We start from the raw sequence: 16,349 nt of genomic DNA, 5'->3' as shown, positions 1-16,349 counted from the left end.
TTGATACAAATGTCATAACCTGTTTGTTCTTTTACTTCTCTAATGCAGGCTTGTTCTGGACTTTCATATTGTTCAATGCTGCCCCCAGGGAAATTCCAAACAATATCTCCCCGCTCAACATATTGCTTAACCATAAGCACATATTGATTTTTTATAATTATAGCCTGAGCAATCACCTTTTGTATCCACCTTTAAAACCCGATATTCAAACGATAATTTAACTTAATTATTCTACATATTATTCCAGTATCCTGCCAGATAGTTGAGCGAAGGGCCACCACGCCGGCAGCCATTTCATCACTTAACAAGCGTATCCATTTAGTGCAACGACTTGCTCAGTTGAATTTCATTTTCCTCAGTATAATTGCGGTACCATTTGACACCAATCTGGTGAGGGTCTGGATTTGGTTAGCGAACAAATTGGATATCTTCAAATGGTTCGTACTTGTTTTGCTCAATTTCTTTATATATCCGTACGTAATTGACCTGAAAGGTCGGAAAAGGAGCTAGGTCGTGAATTGCTGCTAACTTCATTTCTGCAATCTCATTTTCGTTCATACCCCAATAGGTTTGCCCTAAGGTTAAATGAGGATGAAAGCGACCCAATTCAAAATAACGATCGATCAGCTCTGGTGAAGGGGATACTTTATCCACCAGTAGCTTGTGTAATACATATATTTCCTCAGATTCAACACCAAGGAATATTACTGCACTCCCAAATGTTGCTGGCCCTGACATTGATAAGCGAAAGCTTTTAATTGATGTGCAAATTTCCCTAACATTATCTAGCCAACGCGTATCTTCCGTAAGTCCACCCTGTGCTTTTACTGTAATGTGGGGCTCCACAACATCTTTTAAACGATTACTAACCCAGCGATTACGAAATGCTGCAATTTGCTCTTTATATTCGTCGGGAGGGACAATACCTATGAAATATTGCATATCATACCTCACAATAAACGATGTAATTTACTACTTAATCCTCTTAGTTCTTCAAACAATTTCCATTATCCTGCTTGTTAAACATAATGAAACTGCCGACCGTGCCGGCAGCTTCATCATTCAACTATAGTTCACCTTCCCTCGGTTTAGCTTAACTCCATTTTTGATTTAATGAATAATATCGTGATATTCCCCTTCTTTAGGGTCATTGATTACCAGCCACTGTGCCTGTATAACATTAAATTCTTGAATGCAATGATCGACAGCTTCATCGAGCGTTTCAAACCATAAGTCAGCAACACAACTCTTATCTTCTTGTGTATCATACAAAAAGACATACACTCCACTCTCAGATTCGTAAACCATAATTTTTTTAACGTTCTCCACACGCTCTTCAAGTAGGGCATACATTCGCACTTCAATACCCCCTTATTAGTTCTATACAATATTCTATCATTAAATTAAACGATTCTGCCCGTCCCTCGGTTTAGTTTAACGCCACCCCCAGTCTACAACTTTTTATGTCTAACACATTAACTACTTAATGATGCGAATCGAATGTTTTCCAGCGCAAATGCGAAATTAAAACAAAAACAAGCCCAAGGGATGCTTTCCCTCGGGCTTGTTCACCAGCGTTTCTGGATTTAAGGATAAATTAACACAATTATCCATTAGTTGTAGATAATTAGTTTCTCTAATTCCTATGGATGTGGTTGCATATTCCCAAGCGCTTTGCAATTTGGTTGAAGTGAGAATTATTTAATGAATATTCTACAGATCAATCATCTCATCTTCTGTCCATTCTTTACTTAGCTCCGCCTTCAGTACATCTTGAAATCTGATCCAATCCCAATCCTCTACCCCGGTGAACGGATCAACGGTGTCCAAACGAAATTCTCCATGCTTGCTGCGCGTTACTACACCCGAAACAGTTCTTGACTGGTATTTGTCATATATCGTGAGTTGTACAATTCTTTTGTAAATTTGTGATTTGCTAAGTGTAGCAGAAATGAAATGAATTTCTTGTTCATCGAGTCCTTGCCGCTGCTTGCATTGTTTTTCTTTCTGACCTCTGATTGCGGACTCTTTATGTTGAGGCAGCATGAACCATGAGATGCGTACAAATATCCGTCCGGGATCCCCTCCTGTTCCTCGTCTTCCTCATCTTGAGGAGTTGCAGTACCTGGATGCACAATCTCAGTTTCAGCAATGCCAATTAAAACGGCACGATCAATACTCATTTGTACTGCTCTTCCAAACTGAAAATCGTATTTGTAACCGACATACTCCCCCTGAACACCGACAAAGTCTAAAAAGGCATCGGTTAGCTCTGCAGTGCCGTGCATAAGTACTTTTAGAAATGCTTCGGTAAGCTGGTTTTCGAATTGGCTGTAATATGAAGTAAAGAGGTTTCCTTTGATGACCATCACTCCTTTGAATGAATTCTTTATTATACCAGATATCTATGACACATTTAGCCTATCACGACTAGATTTTTGTCGGATGACAAGAACTTTATCCCATAAATGACAAGAACTTTATCTCATTCCCGAGGCGCAGCATCAAAAAAACACACCGCCTTTTATTAGAAACTAGAATTTATATAGTCAACCTGCTTACATATTGATCAACGTATTTACTAAGTGCTTTATTGTCATCTGTTGGATTATCAAAAATTCTCATAATCATACCGAAAAAAAGGTACAGCATCCTCAATTTTTTTGAGTGGCTGTACCCTTTGATGTAGTTAAGGAACTTTTCTGTGGCCTCCCTTAAAAGCGGGGTTAAATGAAGCAATTTATTTACAAAACGATAGGCACAAATCCATCCTTCATAAATTGAGCAAACGCTAAATGGCCGCTGCTGGAGTCGTTTCCGACCAGTTTAACTCCTGCTTGTTGCACTTCTTCAGCGACTTCAAAGAATCCGGCGCACGCTCCACAGCCGCCTTTAATAATACCAGTCTTCATCACTTGCTTGTATAATGGATTAAGCATGTGATCTGGTTTGCTGAATTCATTTGGCCACTGCGTTCCCGCACCGTCAAAATAGAGTTCAACCTCCATCCCAGCCTCGTGCAGTTCTTGTCCATAGAGCAGTCCGTGCATCGCTCTCCCCATATCTTGCTGATTGGCTTGAACAATGATCAAATATTTATTAGTACTCATGTTTAATTCCTCCTAAATATAATAGTAATACAATCAGCCTTTCGGATTAAATGGCGACATCTCTGTATCTTCCCACCATAGTTCAGTGGCATTATTCAATTGAACGACGTCCCTAATTTCAAATCTCACTACTCGTCCCGCACCAGGAAAGGACGCAATCGCCGCCTCATCCCAAATGATTTCAGCCAAACCAGTCAGCTGTAGCGAATGACCATGATCATAGTCGATAAATAACAGACCCGATGAGGGATTCGATTGGATGTTTCCCAATGTGTTAAACATGGAGTTGCCGAAATAGTCGGGAAACATTAACGTTTCTGCATTGACTACGTGAACAAAACCCGGATTCCCTCCTCGATGTGAGGCATCCATTTCTCCCCGATCATTAGTACTGCCGATATAGAACGTGTCTGCTTGCGTAATCCACTCCACATGCTGCTGACTCAGTTCCTTACTTCGCTGTTCCGACTTTAACATTCTATAGGCGTCTTTCTCTGAACAAAGCGATCTTTTCTGAATATACTTCGGACAATTCCCGTAAATCTGATGCGCGGTCACAATGAATTGTCCCATTTCCATAATAGCTGTTCCGTTAACACGCAGTCTGATTCGGCGTTTCGTATCGATAACAAGCAGCCCAATTTGTTTCTGTTCTTTAGACTCCGAAGCAAGAGGGTCACCTGTAATCAATCCAGCCCGTATCACCATTCTCTGTTCATCAAGCTCCTCGACAAAACCTGGTTCTCCAGTCAAAAATGTTACCCATACGTTTCCTTTACCATCCGTGGATGATAAAACCGCAAACTGTTGAGTTATGAGGAAATTAATGATCCCATTCGAAAACCGGTTACCGACCATCTTTGCATTCTGAGCAGCAATCGAACTTTCTCCCGTACGATTTTGAACTATCAGTTCGCCCTCATGATATACCTCTTGCATGTTGCTTCCCTCCAAATTAGATCTGGAATCTCGGATACTTGCGCAGATGGTTGGTTTTACACCAAGTTGCGCTGGTTGGAAGTACTCCTTTGGAAAGCGTGCTACGCATCGACGAGATTAATGTCTCCAGATCGGATTGCAGCGTAACGCAACTTCGCTTAAGATTGGCAAAATGAAGTCCATACAACTTCTCGATGCCTCGATACCCGTCTTCCCGATCGGAAAACTCCAGCGTCAAGCCGGCGAGGATTTCCGGAGAAATCGTCATTTATTTAGCGAGGCACATTCGTTAGTTGGCTTCCCCATTCTCCGATTGGTTCAAGCCAGCTTACAATTCTGTCATCAATTAAACTTGTAAGAGTCTCCTCGTAGTCTTTGCGATATGGCTTTGGAAATTCTTCCTGTACCCAACTATCTCTAGTACCTTGCCAGATTTCATAAATGACAAGATCATTCGGATTATCGATATCATCGGAGACGATAGCCGTTACAAAAGTGGGCTCATTTCTGAAATTGTTAATCATAGCAAAGAGACTGTCGCGAAAAGATTCTTTCATACCTGGTTTTATTTTGAAACGAATATTTAGAATAACTTGATTTGTGGACATAGTCACACACCCCTTAACTTTTTTTTGAATCATCATTACTTTCTTCCGTGCATCACACAAGAGTCATTATGGATCAAAAGTGACGAATTGAAAAGTACATACTTTTTAGTTATATAGTAACAAAATAGTGATAATTGTGTTTTGACTGGGGTGGTCTTACCGAATATTTCGATTTTTAATGAGATAAAAATTTATATTTCTGGGACTGGTGACCCATTCGCCATTAACTTCATCCACTCCGGAAATCCTAACTATATTATTATTGGTCATTGTATCCTGGACTACGCTTGGAATTTATGACCATTTTCTTCAGATAAAAGAATAAGAATGTCCCCAAGCATATCATTTGTTGAATGACATGCTTGGGGACATCAGTACATCGTTCTATTTTACTATTAATCCAGATACAAAATTTCGAACTCATCCTCAGCGAATGATTTTTCTGCATAATTACCACCCCAATTGCAAAGTTCTTTCAAAATAGGTTCAAGCGATTGACCAAGTTCAGTAGTTGAATACTCGACTTTCGGAGTTCCAATTTCCCTGAATATAATTGTTAGCTTTAGATCATACTCGTTTATAACAAAGTATCCCCTCTCTGCATAATTTACACCCCAACCGCAAAGTGCTCTCAAAATAGGTTCAAGCGATTGACCAAGTTCTGTTGTTGAATATTCGACTTTTGGAGGTACTTGATTGTACATTTTCCTACTAATTAGTCCGTCAGTTTCCAATTCTCTGAGCGTTTGAATAAGCATTTTTTGAGTAATACTATGCACAAGTCGCTTTAACTCGCTCGTCCGTTTCGGGCCTTTAATCAAATAGTACAAGATAAGCCCCTTCCATTTCCCTCCGATAACCTCCATAGTAACTTCTAGGTCGCAGTAGTAAGTTTTCATATTGTTTATAACATCTCCCGATTACAATTGTTACTTATTGGTCACTATGTAACAAAAAAGTGTGTACTTTTATTATTGTTACTTTTGATTCATAATATCATTTAATGGCAGACAGTAAAAGCATTAATAATAAACTGAAGTGGGTGTGACAATGATTCAACTATTTCCGGCATCATCTCGGCACCATGCAGATTTTGGCTGGTTAGTCAGTAACCTGAGTTTCTCTTTTGCAGATTACTATGATCCGAAAACGACGAGTTTCGGACCCATGCGGGTTTTAAATGATGACTTTGTATTAGGTCAACGTGGTTTTGGTATGCACCCTCACCGGAATATGGAAATCGTGTCTATTGTTCTGGAGGGTCAATTACAGCACAAAGACAGTACCGGACATACTGCGGAGACCACATTTGGCGGCGTGCAGCGCATGACAGCTGGAACTGGAATTGTACATTCTGAGATGAATCCAGGCGAAGATACAGTAAATTTCCTTCAACTATGGTTTGATCCAGAGGAACAAGACTTAGAACCTTCATATCAGACCACTCAATATGATCCTCTACTCATGAAAAACGCATTATTGCCTGTTGTTTCAAAAAATTCATCGGTTAATGTTTCACATATCCATCAGGATCTCACGATTTATTTATCCGATCTGGAAGCAGGAAGATCTTTGAAGTTTGAACAACCGGAAGGCCGTCGCATCTTTGTATTCATCGTAGAAGGTTCGTTACAATTTAATGAAGCGGAGCTTCTTAATAAAAGAGACACAGCTCGAATAACAAATATCTCATCTCTTCAACTTACCGCAGTAGATCATACAAGATTTATCCTAATTGATCTTCCTTAATAACTGAAAGCTGGCGCTCTGTGAAAACAGGCGCCAGCTTTTTAACTTTTTCTATTAAAGAACGATTTTATTCTGAAGGTGTGTCAATAAAGACGGACACGGAATGGATCAAACCATTTTCAATGAGCATGAAATCCTGCCCGGTTATCGTTTGAAGCTTGTCAGACGGTCCGTAATACCAACTAACCCTTACATGGCCATGGTGCTCATCTAAAGAACCAGGAATAATAGTGAAAACAAACCCTGGAAACTTACCTTGTACTTCATCGATCAAAGTCATGAGCGCATCGCGACCAACAAATACATCTGCATAGAAAGGATCATACACACGGCAGTTTTCCGAGTAAGCCTCATCGATTGCCTTTCTTCTACTTTCGAAATCAGTTTCACTCCAAATCTTGAAATGTTTTTGCATTAGCTCATTAGCTGTGCCCATTCTTTAATCCTCCGAACATCAAATCTTACTAGTCTTTCTGATCTATAAAGTTTAATGATGCTTGCCTGAGGTCAGACGGCTTCCCCATTCACCAGCAGAGACTAGCCAGTTCAACGTTCTTTCAATTACCATCGGCCCCGCTTGTTCAAATGGCGCATTGCGGTAGGGCTTTGTTGCTTCTTCTGCCAACCAAGTCTCTCTTGAGCAGTTCCAAATTTCATAAAACACAACATCATCAGGGTTGTCCAGATCCTCATGCACAATTGAATTCACAAAAGTAGGCTCTTGAGACATTGTATCAAATAGGGGTTTTAAAATTCCAAAAAAAGCTTCTTTTGAATTTGGTTTTAATTTAAATCGTACTAAAATTACAATTTGATCCGTAGTTGTTGTCATATTGGTCTCCCTTTAGTTTTGGTGCAAACACCTATTATAGTCTTAGCAAATTAAGTCCTGCTAGAGGAGAACCGAGCTGCTGCATTCTCCCACCTGTTGCAAGATCTCCTAGATCGATTGGAGCAAAACCTAGTTCTTCAAATAGTTGTCCAAGCTCCTGCTTGGCATCTTTATCGTTGCCTGAGTAAAAGAGTACACGTCTTCCTGGGCCCACCATTGGATTTTCCTCGATATAGTCAGCAAAAAGAGTATTAAACGCTTTTACGATACGTGCACCCGGTGCCCACTCCGCGAAGATCTCACTTGATGTTCTTCTTCCAAGATCAGCAACCTGGTAATCTGGTGCATACGTTAAAAAGGCATTATTGGCGTCTATAACAATCCGTCCTTCCCAGTTGGGAAGTTTAGATAACAATTCTTCAAGTTTAATCCACGGAATGGCAACCATGACAATTTTGGCCCTTGCAGCCTCTTCAATAGTTCCCGCTTTAATTCCTTTACCTAATTTATTCACAAAGGGTTCTAACGCTTCTGGCCCGCTTTTATTACTAATTACAACATCATAGCCTGCTTGTACAAGCTTAGTTGCAAATGCACGTCCAACTCTTCCCGCTCCAATAATTCCGATTGTCAATGTACTTCTTCCTTTCTTATTAGCTTTATTTATTGTGCCAAAAAGTAACCTTTTCAACCGGTAAACGAGTTGTAGGATGTCCTTCTTTAACGCCTTTGCCAATGGTGACTAACGCCATCACTACATAACGATCTTCGATTCCAAACTCCTTACTGAATCTAGCTTTGTCAAACCCGCTCATTGGATTAGTCTCATATCCTTTTGCTTTGGCTGCTAACATCAACTGCATTGCGGCGAGCCCCGCATCAAATGTTACAAGTTCCCTCATATCCTGATTACTGAATCGAGGAAAAAGAGCTGCAAAGTTTTTAACAAACTGCTCTTTAATTGCTTCTGTCATGTACCCTAACTCTGCGGCTTTACCATAAATTTCTTCAGCCTTCTTATGTCCTTCGAGATCGCCAAGAATTGCAATCACAACTGAAGCTGTCGAGACTTGTGTTTGGTTATTTGCAATCGGATATAATTGATTTTTTGATTCTTTGTCATGTATGACGAAATAACGTGTGGGTTGGAGATTTCCCGCAGATGGTGCCAACGCAGCTTCTTGAATGAGTTCCTCTACTTCTTCTTTTGTCAATTGAAAGGAGGGATCATATTCACGGACAGAACGCCTTCCTTTTACAATTTCGAAAAAATTAGCTTCATTTAATGTTTTTGTGCTCATCTTTCATCAACCTCTTTCAAGTGGTTATATTTATCTTTGAGCCTCTAGAACGGTATTAATAAAGCCAGCATGATACGAGGGTGTATCATGCTGGCTTAGCTTTTAAACGAACTTTTTACCCACATCATTTAATTAGCGAGGTACATTCGTCAGTTGGCTTCCCCATTCTCCGACTGGTTCAAGCCAGCTTACAATTCTGTCATCAATTAAGCTTGTAAGTGTGTCCTCATATTCTTTGCGATAAGGCTTTGGAAACTCTTCCTGTACCCAACTATCTCTAGTACCTTGCCAGATTTCATAAATGACAAGATCATTCGGACTATCGATATCATCAGAGACAATGGCAGTTACGAAGGTAGGCTCGTTTCTGAAATTGTTTATCATTGCAAAGAGACTGTCGCGGAAAGTCTCTTTCATACCCGGTTTTATTTTGAAACGGATGTTTAGAATAACTTGATTTGAATTTGTCGACATTGTCGTACACCCCTTAGTTTTATTTTATGAAATCCTAGTGGTAAATTTCCGAACTAAATTTGTGCAACTCCGCCATCCACGAACAATTCAATTCCATTTACATAGCTGCTTTCATTAGAAGCAAGGAACATGACAGCATTTGCGATTTCTTCAACGGTTCCTACTCTGCCCAGTGGAGTTACGGACTTGGCGTGCTCAAGGACATTTTCGACCCCAGCTCCAAATAAGTCATCATAAGCCGGTGTATGAACGAATCCAGGACTAACGACGTTTACACGAATTTCAGTACCTTTTAGATCAAGTATCCAGTTGCGAACTAGCTGCCTTATTGCTGCTTTTGATGCGCCATAGATACTGAACGCTGGATCCCCAATCGAACCGGCCGTGGACCCGGTCAGGATAATTGAACCTACTTTGTTCGGAAACAAAGGTAATGCTTTTTGAACCGTGAATATCGTTCCTTTTACGTTAACGTCGAATGTTTTGTAATAATGCTCTTCCGTAATTTCACCTAGTGGAAGCAGGGTACCAAGCCCAGCATTTGCGTAGAGGATGTCCAATTTTCCCTTCTCTTGCTTCACTGCTTCGTACAGTTTGTCCAAATCTTCTAACTTTGAAATATCGCCTTGGATACCAGTTACATTCTTCCCAATCAGCTTCACCGCTGTATCCAGTTCACTCTGTCTGCGTCCTGTAATAAAAACATGCGCGCCTTCTTTTGCAAACTGTTGCGCTGTTGCAAGACCAATACCGCTAGTACCTCCTGTTACAACCGCTACTTTACCATCAAACTTCCCCATATTATGATTCCCCCTTAAGGTAAATTTTAGTTTGGTATAGATGTTCTAACTGTCATTTATCATCAAATAAATTTAAGAACATCGTATAAATGATAGTATGGATCAAAAGTAACAAAAAGAAAAGTACACACTTTTTTGTTATATAGTAACCAAAAAGTAATAATTGTGTTAAAGTTATGAATCTTCATAAGGATGCCTTACGCCGCTTCTTGATCATTGTCACAACCGCTAAAAGGATAGGCAAGCCGATGCATGGGAGCAGCGAGGAAATGGGATAAATTCTAGTTCCATATGTGAAGTGATCCGCAGTTCGGATAAAGCTTCTACATGAATGCGCAAAAAATAGAAGACCGATAGCAAAGACAAAGGGTCTCATCTTTGTTATTTTAAAGACATGTCCGACCACAAGCGTAAACACATATTGCATGACAATGATATAGATCAAGGTAAAAACCGTCCATATCCCGATAAGGATGGTCTCGATTCTTTCCAAATATTCTCCGAATTTTACCAATTGAATCGTTGCAAAAAAAGGATATGTTGACGTCTCAATATAATTCAGCCCTAGTGAGCCAAGAGTCAAATAAGAACTTATGGTGATATAAATCCCAGCCATTATTACAGCTATCGAGCAGCTTGAGTATATTTTCTTTGTATGTTCTACCCGTGACATTAGAAATCCAAATGTAATCATTTGCTTAAAAGTAAAGGTAAATATGTGTACGACTGCGAGAACCACATCGGGAAATTTACTTTGAAGTTGAGGAAGGAAGGGGTTGGTTTGAATTTCAGGAAAAATATAAAGACCAGTAAAAAGAAAAGCGAATAAAAAAAACGGAATAACAACTACCGTAGTTCGCACTAAAGCACCCAAGCCGACATATACGGCATAAGTAGAACAAATTGCACAAATTAACATCAGTACATCCGATTGTGTATTTGGCAAAATAATTGTCGTGTAGAACATAGTTAACGCCCGGAAACCTCCTGCCGTCGACTCAAGATTATTAAGAAGATAAACGATGAGCATGGCTTTGCCCACCCACTTCCCAAGCAGTTTTTCACAGATATCAGCCATATTTAGTTGAGGGTACTGGCGTTGAACGTAGTAAATGATCCACAAAATTCCAAGGCCTAATAAGATATTAATGAGATATGCGATCCAAACATCCTGTTTTAATATTTTGGCTTCCGTCAAAAATAAACCTTCGAATCCAGAGATAAATCCAAATAATAAACAGCCGAGCTGAATATGCGATATTTTTTCTAGCCTTGCCATTTAACCTTCCCCCGTTCTCAATTCCAATAGGTGAAAGATGTAATCGGATACCGGTGTAAATAAATAGTTGTTCAGAGATTCAACTGTGGGCCACTTCTCTCCGACACGAGGCACGAAATAACCCGCAATAAATCCGCATAATAACAACATCAAAATGGCATCAGATACCGAGGATTGTTTGCGTAAGCGACAAAAAAACAAGACTCCATAACATAGAGAACTGATCAGTATAGCTATACTTATCATTCGATTTTCTCCTTTACGGACGTAATCATACCCGATTTTTCAATTTTGACTGAGACATGGACTTGTATTGGAATTGAAGGGTAAATATTCTCCCAATCCCTTTGAATGGTTTTCCATTCTTTCGGATGATGCTCATAAAAATAATCCGAAAACCCAATAATATCTACTTTCAGTACTTTTTGAAAATGATCTAAGCTAGCCCTTATCTTTTTCTCTATTTGCTTAGCAGCTGCATACTCCATCTTCACAATGGTTCCCGAATTGGTAACTTCCGTTGCATGGTTCACATCTTCCACGGATGCAGTTAATGTTAGGTTAATGTTTAACTTGGGACTTCCGTTATTAAAGCCGCTGTGGATCTCTGAGCCCGTTACATGAAATATAGCAGAAAATCTTAGGTCCGATTTTGATTTAATACTTTCAGGAAATTGGAGATTTCCCCAACTTTTTCTGTTAGATAATAAGTTAACAACCAAAACATCATTTCCCTTCAACCAACCCACAAATTTCTCCTTGTATACCACAGCGCCTCCGTTCATTAGAAGAACTTTATCGGCGTTTTTTAATGATGATTTCAATATCAATTGCCCGGACACAAAGCCGCGGTCAGGATTCGAATATAAGTTTGCAAAATCTTTTATTGTTAAAGTAGCACTCTGACCCAAAAGCTTATTATTCCGGATTTGACCCAATAAGTCATTCGAGACCAGATCTCCGGACTCAGCACCGAGTTTTAGTTTATCCGAAGCTTGACCTTTCGTAATAATCGGGTAGGCAGTAACGCGGATTTCACGTTTCCTGGATAAGAAATCCACCACCTCGTACAAGGAGTGACGCGCTGCGTTTTCGCTAACAATGAAAAATTTGTTATGCTGAAATATTAAATTTTTACCGGCATGGGATCGCATTTTTCTGACTGCTTCAAATAGGGTATTCCCTGATGCACTTGACACCCATTGAGTAAGAGATCCGGATTGTTCCTTACTTGTGTTTGATGGCATGACGCAGTAGGAAGTAAATGTATATTTTTTTGTTTTCATATCGTAATCGATCGCAGCGGCCGTGACTAAAGCAATATCACTGATTTCATTAACGTCCGGCGAGCAGCCCTCCATCATAGCCGCAAATATACACAATAGTAGAAACCGAGCAGCCTTGTTCATGCTAATCCCATTCTTTCCTAGGAAAATAATCAGACTGGCTCTTAGATGAGTCCACCAGTACTACCGCATGCTGCGAGGCGTTTCTGTAATTAACCGGAAGAAGGAAAACTTTTTTCAAAATATACTTCCATCCTTTTGATCCAAGTGGATCAAGAAACAGAACCCCACATGATCTTAGGGAACACAAGTGAAAAATGATCAGAAACATGCCCACTGATAGTCCAAACATGCCGCTAAGGGCCGCCAGAAACATTAACGGGAATCGTAATATGCGTAGAGATATAGCTGTGCTAAAAGACGGAACCGTAAAAGAAGCTATTCCTGTCATCGCTACAACAATGACCATCGGACGTGACACAATACCTGATTGTACGGCCGCTTCTCCTATGATGAGAGCTCCAACGATGCTGACCGATTGTCCCACAACGCGAGGTAGACGCAAGCTCGCTTCTCGCAGCGCCTCGAAAGACACCTCCATGATCAGCGCTTCAATGAAGGTCGGAAATGGTATCCCCGCTTTCGCAGAGAGAAAGGTCATCATCAAAGGTGTGGGAATCATTTCCAGATGAAACGTAGTCAACGCGATATATAACGAAGGACCAAACAAAGAAATTAACAATGTGATTATTCGTATAAAACGCATAAAATTAGCGAAATAAAACCGTTCATACAGATCTTCACTGGGATGAAGCATTTCAAAGAATGTGCTAGGGGCAATTAAGGCGTTTGGCGTCCCGTCTGTCATAATGACGATTTTCCCTCTATTCACCGCTGTAATAACACGATCAGGTCTTTCTGTATTCAGGATCTGAGGGAATGGCGAAAAATTGCTATCCTGGATCAATTCTTCGATTTGTGTGCTATCTACAAGAGCATTTAGATGGATAGACTCTATTCTTCTACTGATCTCTTTTAACACTTCAGTGTCAGCACGGTTCGCAAGATATAGAATCATCACTTTCGTTTGACTTTCTTGTCCAAGATTGTACATTTTCGCTTTTAAATTCGATGATTTCATCCGCCGAAAAACCATGCCCAAGTTTTTTTGCAAGTCTTCAGTGAACCCTTCGCGTGGTCCGCGCACGTTAAGTTCAAGCTGCGGTTCTTCTATTGCCCTCGTCTCGTAGCCTGGCAAATTCATTGCATATACTTCAGCATTTCCTTCTATGAAAATAACAAAATTTGCATCGGCAATATGACTTACGACTTCGTCCATATCCAACAGTACTTTTACGTCGCCTAGAGAGTACAGCGATGTTAATATCGTTTTTTCTACCGGCCCGCTGTACTGCAATAAATCCACGTTAATTTTTCGGATGATTTGTTGATTTAATCTTTTTTCATCCACGAGTATCGTTAAATAGACGATGAAGGCACCACAGTTCGAATCCGTATGGCACAGGTCTCTGATAATGAGCAGTTCATTCTCGGTATAACGTTCTTTAATTCTTTCCAGGTTCAAAACCGCAGAAGTACTTATTGGTTCCTGCGCCAATTCCATTTCCCCCATTCCCCTGCGTACTTTTGCTCAATGGATAAAGACCCAAGTTTTTATGATAGAAGTAATATTTACCTTGATGGTCAGGAGTATGCATGACTTACGTTAGTTCGAAAACCTTCAAAAGCTCATAAAAAAACAGACCCGCTTTATCTACGAGCCTGCCCCCTACTTGCTTTAGTTTCTATGCAAAATCGTGAATTTACCTCCATTAAAGATCTATTGAATTATAAATCAGTTACGTGTAAATAATCTACTCCAGCACCTGCAATGCTTTCAAATATAACCTTTGCATCTTCTTCTTCCATTTGACCATTTATACTCGAAATCATTTTTTCACCATGACAACATCTTTGCCCTTGTCAGCAAGCCAATTAGCAAGGTTATATCCATAGTGTCCCGTTGGTTCCATACCGATTATGACGATTTGAGAAAGAAAGATGCCTCTTAGTAAGTATGATTCCTCGAAAATTTGTTGCTTGTGCGACATGTGTTTCTTTCGCTATATCGATTCCCACAATGAAGTGAGTCGTGGAAATTCGTTCGATCCGTTGATTTTGACCGTCAGATTGCTTAAACTTCATAATGCGAGCGCCTCCTTGATGGTATTAGGTTAAACCAGTTGACAAACCCATCATACCGAGGTGCTCCTTTTCTTTCAAAGTCCAATTCTTAGCACTAACAGTTATGTTTACTTTAATGGACAAAAAAGGAGTTGCCACGAAGCAAGCTCCTTTACTATTGTTTCCGTTAGTTCAATGTTAAAATCAACAGTAGGATTTAACAGAAAGAAGCACTATCGATATATCGACTCGGTTCTAGGATAGAAACGGGAACCCGACATACGCAAGGGGCGGCGCTGGCCGCCTCTTTTCCATCTTGTAAGTTCCACTTTCAGTCTATCCCTTGGCTGCAAGATGCCCTCTTATTCCGTTTAATATGTACGTCATTCTCCCTTTAGGCCTCAATTATAGAATCGGAACAGCTGCTCATTCGTAAATTTCCACTCCGGTGTTTGCAATTTATCACCAAAGGAGATATTGTACCAGGGATTTCCCTTACCATTAGCAGGGTTCTCCAGAATGTGGATCTCTTGTGCAGGCGTATATCCCTGAGCCAGGAGAAAGAGCTTCTCGCCGCTTTTTGGATTTTGGGCCATATCCATTACTACAATCGCATGTCCTGGTGATCCGCCTTCGAGGAAAACATCTCCGGGTCGCATTTCCGATAGAGTTATATGCTCCATCTCCTTTGCCAAGGATAGAGTACCTGCATACGCAAACACCATGTTCAGATAGCTGCGGAAGCCCTCATAGCTATTGGAGCTGGCTCCACGTTTCACCCAGGAAACCTTATTCCCTGAAACCTCAATCCGATTTCCTTTCGTCCACGTAGCATAATCAGCTTTGAAGCCATTGGTAAAGTCAAAATGTATCTTGTCATACCATCCCTTACCGTATAAATATTCCGCCCTCAGTCTCATCACCGAATCGGCACATTGCTGGAGATCCCGCTCCCCCACATCCACATCCAATACCGCCTCGTAAACCTCTTTCGCCTTTAACGCACCGTTAAATAAATGAACCTTGGAGCCATGAGGCTTAAGCGGAATCTGACGTAAATATTCTTCATATGATCCTGTCTCAACAGGCATACGTTCGAAACCTTTGGGCACAGCAATGCGTTCTGCCACATTTGTCCCATTTGGTTGAATCAGATCGGCCTTCAACGGCTTAACGGCAGACACAGGAGAATCGCCGCCCTCCGGTCCTTGACCCGGATTTCCTTGACAGGAAACAAGCATGAATGCAAAGGATATGAATATAAGCATACCTCTTTTGTTCAACAATAGCAGCACTCCGTTCATTTGGAAGTCATTAATTAGACGATACGGGCCTTATAATAGTTTATATCACCAAGCGATATCATACACTTAACCCCATAGCCGCCGCAATGAACAACACTTAAATGAAGAAACCTAAGGTGCCTGTATAATCAATCATTGGCAAATCGAGCGTTCAGCAAGATATATAAAACTATTTGGAGAATAAATTTATCCTTCCGAAGGTGGCTATTATGCTTAAAATAAAAGAGAAGTTCTATTAAAGAAACCACTCCGTTGTCAGGAGTGGCTTTATCTCTATATACTAATGTAACTCTTATGGTCAAACAGAACTTTGTGTTTAGTTACACTACAGTGACCCGTATCACTAATAGTTAGCGATAATAAATAGCCATTCCGCCACGCACTACTGCCCTTCCCTCGGTTTTAAGGGTTTATCTCACATATACTCACTCATTCGCAGGATTTTGACACCTTGGTTTGCAGATGTTGTTCAGGAGAGCGCTC

At 40.4% G+C, this 16,349-nt stretch carries 20 protein-coding genes and 3 pseudogenes; 1 reads left to right on the top strand and 22 read right to left on the bottom strand.

Features of this window, described 5'->3' with window-relative positions:
* From ASD40_RS21575 to ASD40_RS38780, 10 genes and pseudogenes are all read right to left on the bottom strand, one after another.
* The coding region (locus tag ASD40_RS21575; RefSeq protein WP_156390146.1) for an NUDIX hydrolase at positions 1 to 176 on the bottom strand (176 nt) is incomplete at its 3' end.
* 232 nt (positions 177 to 408) lie between these two features.
* Positions 409 to 942: a 2'-5' RNA ligase family protein gene (locus ASD40_RS21570; protein ID WP_057305231.1), complete on the bottom strand. Its 534-nt coding sequence runs from the start codon at positions 940 to 942 to the stop codon at positions 409 to 411.
* Positions 943 to 1,110: 168 nt separating this feature from the next.
* Complete coding sequence (locus ASD40_RS21565) at positions 1,111 to 1,353, bottom strand: hypothetical protein (protein ID WP_057305230.1); 243 nt, start codon at positions 1,351 to 1,353, stop codon at positions 1,111 to 1,113.
* Positions 1,354 to 1,713: 360 nt separating this feature from the next.
* Positions 1,714 to 2,046 (bottom strand): YolD-like family protein, encoded by a 333-nt coding sequence (locus tag ASD40_RS36590; protein ID WP_082562359.1) that lies wholly within the window; start codon positions 2,044 to 2,046, stop codon positions 1,714 to 1,716.
* A 698-nt stretch (positions 2,047 to 2,744) separates the two neighbouring features.
* Entirely contained in the window at positions 2,745 to 3,110 is a 366-nt protein-coding gene (locus tag ASD40_RS21555; RefSeq protein ID WP_057305228.1) for a DsrE family protein, read from the bottom strand.
* A gap of 33 nt (positions 3,111 to 3,143) precedes the next feature.
* Positions 3,144 to 4,049: a pyridoxamine 5'-phosphate oxidase family protein gene (locus tag ASD40_RS21550; RefSeq protein ID WP_063860352.1), complete on the bottom strand. Its 906-nt coding sequence runs from the start codon at positions 4,047 to 4,049 to the stop codon at positions 3,144 to 3,146.
* Positions 4,050 to 4,153: 104 nt separating this feature from the next.
* Positions 4,154 to 4,293: pseudogene (locus tag ASD40_RS38790) on the bottom strand (hypothetical protein); the annotation flags it as partial.
* A 28-nt stretch (positions 4,294 to 4,321) separates the two neighbouring features.
* Complete coding sequence (locus tag ASD40_RS21540; protein ID WP_057305226.1) at positions 4,322 to 4,657, bottom strand: putative quinol monooxygenase; 336 nt, start codon at positions 4,655 to 4,657, stop codon at positions 4,322 to 4,324.
* Positions 4,658 to 5,052: 395 nt separating this feature from the next.
* A complete protein-coding gene (locus ASD40_RS39260; RefSeq protein WP_327205293.1) occupies positions 5,053 to 5,196 on the bottom strand; it encodes a winged helix-turn-helix transcriptional regulator in 144 nt (47 codons plus the stop codon).
* A gap of 24 nt (positions 5,197 to 5,220) precedes the next feature.
* Positions 5,221 to 5,556, bottom strand: a pseudogene (locus tag ASD40_RS38780) (winged helix-turn-helix transcriptional regulator); the annotation flags it as partial.
* A gap of 151 nt (positions 5,557 to 5,707) precedes the next feature.
* On the opposite strand from ASD40_RS38780, the gene ASD40_RS21530 reads away from it, so the two are divergent.
* The gene (locus ASD40_RS21530) at positions 5,708 to 6,406 is read left to right on the top strand and encodes a pirin family protein (RefSeq protein WP_057305225.1); all 699 of its coding nucleotides are present in this window, start codon (positions 5,708 to 5,710) and stop codon (positions 6,404 to 6,406) included.
* Between the two features lie 67 nt (positions 6,407 to 6,473).
* Here ASD40_RS21530 and ASD40_RS21525 read toward each other — a convergent pair whose 3' ends face one another.
* From ASD40_RS21525 to ASD40_RS21470, 12 genes and pseudogenes are all read right to left on the bottom strand, one after another.
* A complete protein-coding gene (locus tag ASD40_RS21525) occupies positions 6,474 to 6,842 on the bottom strand; it encodes a nuclear transport factor 2 family protein (protein ID WP_057305224.1) in 369 nt (122 codons plus the stop codon).
* A 51-nt stretch (positions 6,843 to 6,893) separates the two neighbouring features.
* The gene (locus ASD40_RS21520; RefSeq protein WP_057305223.1) at positions 6,894 to 7,238 is read right to left on the bottom strand and encodes a putative quinol monooxygenase; all 345 of its coding nucleotides are present in this window, start codon (positions 7,236 to 7,238) and stop codon (positions 6,894 to 6,896) included.
* 34 nt (positions 7,239 to 7,272) lie between these two features.
* On the bottom strand, positions 7,273 to 7,872 hold the full coding sequence (locus tag ASD40_RS21515) for an NADPH-dependent F420 reductase (protein ID WP_057305222.1): 600 nt from the start codon (positions 7,870 to 7,872) through the stop codon (positions 7,273 to 7,275).
* Positions 7,873 to 7,897: 25 nt separating this feature from the next.
* Positions 7,898 to 8,539 (bottom strand): nitroreductase family protein, encoded by a 642-nt coding sequence (locus ASD40_RS21510; protein WP_057305221.1) that lies wholly within the window; start codon positions 8,537 to 8,539, stop codon positions 7,898 to 7,900.
* A gap of 132 nt (positions 8,540 to 8,671) precedes the next feature.
* Positions 8,672 to 9,013, bottom strand: coding sequence for a putative quinol monooxygenase (locus tag ASD40_RS21505; protein WP_057305220.1), 342 nt, complete (start codon positions 9,011 to 9,013; stop codon positions 8,672 to 8,674).
* A gap of 53 nt (positions 9,014 to 9,066) precedes the next feature.
* Positions 9,067 to 9,813 (bottom strand): SDR family NAD(P)-dependent oxidoreductase, encoded by a 747-nt coding sequence (locus tag ASD40_RS21500; protein WP_057305219.1) that lies wholly within the window; start codon positions 9,811 to 9,813, stop codon positions 9,067 to 9,069.
* A 184-nt stretch (positions 9,814 to 9,997) separates the two neighbouring features.
* On the bottom strand, positions 9,998 to 11,092 hold the full coding sequence (locus ASD40_RS21495; RefSeq protein WP_057305218.1) for a GerAB/ArcD/ProY family transporter: 1,095 nt from the start codon (positions 11,090 to 11,092) through the stop codon (positions 9,998 to 10,000).
* Positions 11,093 to 11,338, bottom strand: a complete 246-nt coding sequence (locus tag ASD40_RS21490) for a hypothetical protein (protein ID WP_057305217.1) — start codon at positions 11,336 to 11,338, stop codon at positions 11,093 to 11,095.
* Complete coding sequence (locus ASD40_RS21485; protein ID WP_057305216.1) at positions 11,335 to 12,501, bottom strand: Ger(x)C family spore germination protein; 1,167 nt, start codon at positions 12,499 to 12,501, stop codon at positions 11,335 to 11,337. Before ASD40_RS21485 ends, ASD40_RS21490 begins: the two co-directional genes overlap by 4 nt.
* Before the next feature lies 1 nt (position 12,502).
* Positions 12,503 to 14,002, bottom strand: a complete 1,500-nt coding sequence (locus tag ASD40_RS21480) for a spore germination protein (RefSeq protein WP_057305215.1) — start codon at positions 14,000 to 14,002, stop codon at positions 12,503 to 12,505.
* A gap of 334 nt (positions 14,003 to 14,336) precedes the next feature.
* Positions 14,337 to 14,583: pseudogene (locus ASD40_RS21475) on the bottom strand (IS110 family transposase); the annotation flags it as partial.
* Between the two features lie 380 nt (positions 14,584 to 14,963).
* A complete protein-coding gene (locus tag ASD40_RS21470) occupies positions 14,964 to 15,848 on the bottom strand; it encodes a DUF4846 domain-containing protein (RefSeq protein WP_057305213.1) in 885 nt (294 codons plus the stop codon).
* Positions 15,849 to 16,349: the final 501 nt, after the last annotated feature.

Source organism: Paenibacillus sp. Root444D2, from assembly GCF_001426375.1.
In the GTDB taxonomy this organism is placed as follows: domain Bacteria; phylum Bacillota; class Bacilli; order Paenibacillales; family NBRC-103111; genus Paenibacillus_E.
Note: the sequence above shows the minus strand (reverse complement) of the source record. Positions and strands in the feature narration are given on the sequence as shown.